The organism is Turicibacter sp., from assembly GCF_017941855.1.
GTDB lineage: Bacteria > Bacillota_I > Bacilli_A > MOL361 > Turicibacteraceae > Turicibacter > Turicibacter sanguinis.
Genome location: NZ_JAGAVR010000108.1, coordinates 1 through 3,432 on the forward strand (window position 1 = coordinate 1; position 3,432 = coordinate 3,432).

Consider the following 3,432-nt stretch of genomic DNA (forward strand, 5'->3'; position numbering starts at 1 on the left):
AAAATACTTTTTTTATTATTTAATTGTCCCCCCTTAGGGGAGGTGAGAAATCAAAAAGAGAGTTTTAATTTTTTATGGAGAAATGATTTTTGATATTATTTAAGCTAGAAAAAGGGTTCTAATATTAGATTTTAAAAATTTTTATTATATATAGGATTTTTATTTATTAATAGTTAGAATGAAATGGTATTTGTATTGTGGAAAGTCTGGTACTCAGCTTATTAAGTGAATATGAAAATTTATTAATTTTTTTTGAATTTAAATACTTAAGTTAGAAATACAGCATTAATTTTAAATGATAGGTGATAAAGAATTATTTTATTTTTAGGAAAGTAAAAAACTTTTTTTCGACAAAACTTCCTATTGTATTTATATATTTATTTTTTATAATAATAACAATAATAATAAGTTCTGTGGGTAGTGGGGATAACTGTCTGAAAATGTCGATTTTATGAGATTTTTGCTTGTTGATATCTTGTGAATAAACTGTAGACAAGTGTCGTTTTTTGTCCACATAGATGTGGATTAGTTGTAGATAAATGCATTTTATTGTCGGCAATCAAAGTGAGAAAAACAGACATAATATGACATAAAGATATAGCTAGTTTAGATTTTTTATAATCTATGAAGGTTATAAAATAAAAAAGATTAGAGGAAAAATTTCTCTAATCTTTTTTATTTATTTTCCTAAGCAGAATTTACTGAAGAGTTCATCGAGTAATGAATCTCCCATATCTTCTCCGATAATTTCACCAAGTGAATACCATGCATTTTTAATATCAATTTCAACCATATCCACAAGCATTCCTAACTGCATAGCTGAAATGGCATCGTTAATTGAATTAATAGCTTGTTTTAGTTTAGCAATATGACGGGCATTTGATAAATAAGTCATATCTTTAGCTCCGATATCCCCAATTTCAAACATTTTTTTAATTTGATTTTCTAGAACTTCAATTCCTTTTTCTAAAACCATAGAGGTTTCAATATAGTTTGGAAGTTCGTCTCGTTCAATTTGAGTCTCTAAATCTGTTTTATTTAAGATGATAATACGGTTTTTATCATTTGTTAATGATAATAGTTCACGATCATCGGCTGTTAATTTTTCATTATTATTTAAAACTAATAAAACAAGTTCGGCTTCGTTAATTAGTTTTTTTGATTTTTCAACACCAATAGCTTCAACAATGTCCTCTGTATCACGAATTCCAGCCGTATCGATTAAATTTAATGTTAATCCACCGATATTAATATACCCTTCAACTGTATCACGTGTTGTTCCTGCAATATTTGTTACGATGGCTTTTTCTTCACGCATTAATTGATTCAGTAAACTTGATTTTCCAACGTTAGGACGCCCGATAATGACAGTTTTAATTCCATCTCGAAGAATTTTTCCTGTTTTAGCTGTATCTAATAGTTTTAACATTTTTTCATGAATATCGATTGAACGAGGAAGTAAGATGTCGTTTGTCATTTCTTCAACATCATCATATTCAGGATAATCGATATTAACTTCGATATTAGCTAAAATATTTAAAATTTCTTCACGCATTTCTTTAATTAAACGAGAAACACGCCCATCTAAACCGTTTAAAGCTAGTGATAAAGATTGTTCGCTTTTAGCATGAATGATATCCATAATTGATTCGGCTTGTGCTAAATCGATACGGCCATTTAAGAAGGCGCGTTTTGTGAATTCCCCAGGTTCAGCAAGTCGTGCACCAGCTAATAAAATAAGTTCTAGTATTTTATTAGTGACTAAAATTCCCCCGTGGCAGTTAATTTCCACGATATCTTCAGCCGTAAATGTTTTTGGTGCTCGCATGACTGAAACTAAAACTTCATCGACTTTTCGGTCAGTTTCAGGATCATATATAAAACCGTAGTTAATGGTATGGCTAGCAACACTTTTTAAATCTTTTCCACGAAAAATTTTATTTGCAATATCTAAGGCTTCATCTCCACTTAAACGAATGATTGAGATGGCTCCTTCGCCCATAGCAGTAGAGATTCCAGCGATTGTATCTTGTAGCATTAAAACACCTCCATAGCAGTTAGTTTATCATGTTCGATTTTTCTGGCTTTTATTCAATTTAGTTTAATTGTAGCATAAAAGGTCAATAAGTTAAAAATAGACCTCACTAAGAGGTCTATTAGGCTTTATATTTGATTGTAAGATATCGATTAGGCTCGACTCCATTTGAAACTGTCTGAATGTTTTTCCAATCTGATAATGTATTATGGATAATACGTCGATCATAAGCATTCATTGGGTCAAGTTTCGCATCAATCTTTGAGTGAAGCACTTCTTTTGCGGTTTTCTTAGCAAGAGCTTCTAATTTTTTAATTTGATTTTCCTTATAAGAGCCGATATCCACAAGGACTTTTAAATGTTTATTGGTATATTGATTTACAACTTGGCTTGTTAAAACTTGAATGCTTTGAAGTGTTTTTCCTTCACGGCCGATAATAAGTCCATTATTATCACTATTTACATTAAAAGTTATAGATTGTTTGCTAGGTATTATCTCGACTGTTCCTGTTAAATTGAAATCATTTAATAATTGGAGAAGATATTTTTTTCCTTCTTCAATTGGATCAAGATTTAAAGAGACTTCTGCTTTTATATAAGCACCTAGTCCAAAGATTCCTTTTTTCTCCTCTAGCACATTAATAATCAATTGTTGTTGGTCTTGATGAAAATGATTCTTTGCAGCTATGAGGATATCGTTCATAACTTTTCCTTCGAATATTTTCGGTTTCATCCAAATCACTCTTTCTTTTAAGTATGAGTAAGTTTTGCGACCAACGGTTAATTTATGCAATGACTAGTGGAATCTATTTCACAGATGGTCGTCATATCCTAATACAATTTTAATCTATATTATTTTGGAATGATATCCATTTTTTTATAAAGTTGCTCTAATTTTTCTTTAAATGATACGTAATCTAATTCTTTTACGCCTTTACGGGCGATTACAAAGTAATCATAGTTAGAATCTATTGTTTGTTTGTGTTCAGTTGTGACGTTTCGGATATATCGTTTAACTTTATTTCGTTCTACCGCATTTCCGATTTTTTTTCCAACTGAGATTGCAATTCTGAAGTTTTCATTGTCTGTTTTTTTATATTTATACACAATGAAATAAGGATTAGCTTTTGAACGTCCATTTTTCATGACTTGTTCAATTTCACTACTTTTTTTGATTCGATAATTTTTTTGCATCATCTCACCCGCTATATTTTTTTAGCTAGTAAAAAGACCACTATAAAGAGTGGTCTTATGCGCATAACACTTTTCTACCTTTTTTACGACGACGAGCTAAAACATTGCGTCCTCCTGGTGTTGCCATACGAGCGCGGAAACCATGAGTTTTTGCACGTTTACGTTTGTTTGGTTGCCAAGTACGTTTCATCTATAACACCTCC

At 30.7% G+C, this 3,432-nt stretch carries 4 protein-coding genes; all 4 read right to left on the reverse strand.

What is annotated here, in order from left to right; genetic code table 11:
• Positions 1–679 precede the first annotated feature (679 nt).
• Positions 680–2,038: a tRNA uridine-5-carboxymethylaminomethyl(34) synthesis GTPase MnmE gene (gene mnmE / locus J6D32_RS11740; protein WP_006784007.1), complete on the reverse strand. Its 1,359-nt coding sequence runs from the start codon at positions 2,036–2,038 to the stop codon at positions 680–682.
• A gap of 118 nt (positions 2,039–2,156) precedes the next feature.
• Complete coding sequence (gene jag / locus J6D32_RS11745; protein ID WP_006784008.1) at positions 2,157–2,768, reverse strand: RNA-binding cell elongation regulator Jag/EloR; 612 nt, start codon at positions 2,766–2,768, stop codon at positions 2,157–2,159.
• 119 nt (positions 2,769–2,887) lie between these two features.
• The gene (gene rnpA, locus J6D32_RS11750) at positions 2,888–3,229 is read right to left on the reverse strand and encodes a ribonuclease P protein component (protein WP_006784009.1); all 342 of its coding nucleotides are present in this window, start codon (positions 3,227–3,229) and stop codon (positions 2,888–2,890) included.
• A gap of 55 nt (positions 3,230–3,284) precedes the next feature.
• Positions 3,285–3,419: a 50S ribosomal protein L34 gene (gene rpmH / locus J6D32_RS11755; RefSeq protein ID WP_006784010.1), complete on the reverse strand. Its 135-nt coding sequence runs from the start codon at positions 3,417–3,419 to the stop codon at positions 3,285–3,287.
• Positions 3,420–3,432 lie beyond the last annotated feature (13 nt).

Excerpts from the sequence above, each read along its gene's own strand:
- mnmE (WP_006784007.1), bottom strand. The coding sequence starts at position 2,038 with ATGCTACAAGATACAATCGCTGGAATCTCTACTGCTATGGGCGAAGGA.
- rnpA (WP_006784009.1), bottom strand. The coding sequence starts at position 3,229 with ATGCAAAAAAATTATCGAATCAAAAAAAGTAGTGAAATTGAACAAGTC.
- rpmH (WP_006784010.1), bottom strand. The coding sequence starts at position 3,419 with ATGAAACGTACTTGGCAACCAAACAAACGTAAACGTGCAAAAACTCAT.
- jag (WP_006784008.1), bottom strand. The coding sequence starts at position 2,768 with ATGAAACCGAAAATATTCGAAGGAAAAGTTATGAACGATATCCTCATA.